Genomic DNA, 1,317 nt, shown 5'->3' with positions numbered 1-1,317 from the left:
AATATCAGAGCGAGTTTCTTCTACAACTGTAAGGTGTTCAATCAGGTTCATTGGTTGCGCCTAGCAATGGGATTGGCGCTATTTGATCATAAATTAGCTAAAAGTGCGATCCCGCCCTGCACCAGACGGTTGGGTTGGATACTTCAAAGGACAGTGCGAACTAATATCACCGGCCAGAGGGAGTTTTTACAAGTTTCCAATGGCATTAGAAGTTGCCGATGTTGATCAGGAAAATGCTGACTGGATTATCACTTATGGTGAAGGTAAAACACAACAAGTGAGAAGCTATACACTTAAAACTATCGATGCATCTTTAGGTCATTATGCAGTGGATGAAAACAATGGCATAGTGATTGACCAATATCTGGTTGGCAACGAATTTATGAGTTTGTTTGAAATAGCGAGTTCAAAAATTCAGTCTACTTACTCATTAGATAGTAATGGCACAATGGACGTATCAATGGAAACATTTACGTTTGACCCAGTAAGGCAAAAGGAAGTAGGGCAATACACGGTTGCTAACTACGCACTTAAAGTAAAGCAGAAATGCCGATTATATAAATGGTAATACCATTACCATAAATAACGATTGAAGTGCCCTTTGAAAAAACGAAGTAGTTAGGTCAATGGGCACTATATTGAGTAAGACACAGATATGGATAAATACGCAGTTACTGTTGGTACTTTTAATAAACTAGCTGAGCAATATGAAGCGAAATACATGGATTTCGATTTTTATTTTGATACCTGTGAAAAACTAATCGAATAAATACAAAATGATCGAGCTAAAATTTTAGATACTGCTTGTGGCCCTGGAAATATCAGCAAATTCTTGCTTTCCAAGATGAGTAGCTATCAAGTATTGGGCTTTGATTTAGCGCCCAATATGGTTGATTTGACAAGTAAAAATAATCCTACAACCGATTTTACAGTCATGGATAGCCGAGATATTGAGCAGATCAAGGATAAATTTGACGTTGTTGTATGCGGATTTTGTACACCTTATTTATCTAAAACTGATGTTGAAGCGTTGCTAGTAAAGATCAAGGGTTTACTCAACCCTGATGGCATACTCTATCTAAGTACAATGGCAGGAACCGATTCTATGTCTGGTTATCAAACCTCCAGTGCGGGCGACCAAGTTTATATCCATTATCATGAATATGATCACCTTAAGAAGCACTTGCAAAGCAACCGTTTGAATCGCCCCGAGTTCATCGGAGACTAGTTGTTTAAGTCAGGCTACTTTACCTGACTCTTTTAAATTATCATAGAAATCAGCTTCATATTGAGCTGGTGAAATATATCCAATAGAAG

At 37.9% G+C, this 1,317-nt stretch carries 2 protein-coding genes; both read left to right on the top strand.

Annotated elements, in window-relative coordinates:
* Positions 1-199 precede the first annotated feature (199 nt).
* Entirely contained in the window at positions 200-568 is a 369-nt protein-coding gene (locus tag HC733_RS22240; RefSeq protein ID WP_194710113.1) for a hypothetical protein, read from the top strand.
* A 201-nt stretch (positions 569-769) separates the two neighbouring features.
* Positions 770-1,228: a methyltransferase domain-containing protein gene (locus HC733_RS22235; protein ID WP_190367156.1), complete on the top strand. Its 459-nt coding sequence runs from the start codon at positions 770-772 to the stop codon at positions 1,226-1,228.
* Positions 1,229-1,317: the final 89 nt, after the last annotated feature.

The organism is Pseudoalteromonas sp. S16_S37 (assembly GCF_014694405.1).
Lineage (GTDB): Bacteria > Pseudomonadota > Gammaproteobacteria > Enterobacterales > Alteromonadaceae > Pseudoalteromonas.
Note: the sequence above shows the minus strand (reverse complement) of the source record. Positions and strands in the feature narration are given on the sequence as shown.

What these genes read in the sequence shown, in the direction of transcription:
- HC733_RS22240 (WP_194710113.1), top strand. Translation starts at nt 200, where the DNA reads ATGGCATTAGAAGTTGCCGATGTTGATCAGGAAAATGCTGACTGGATT.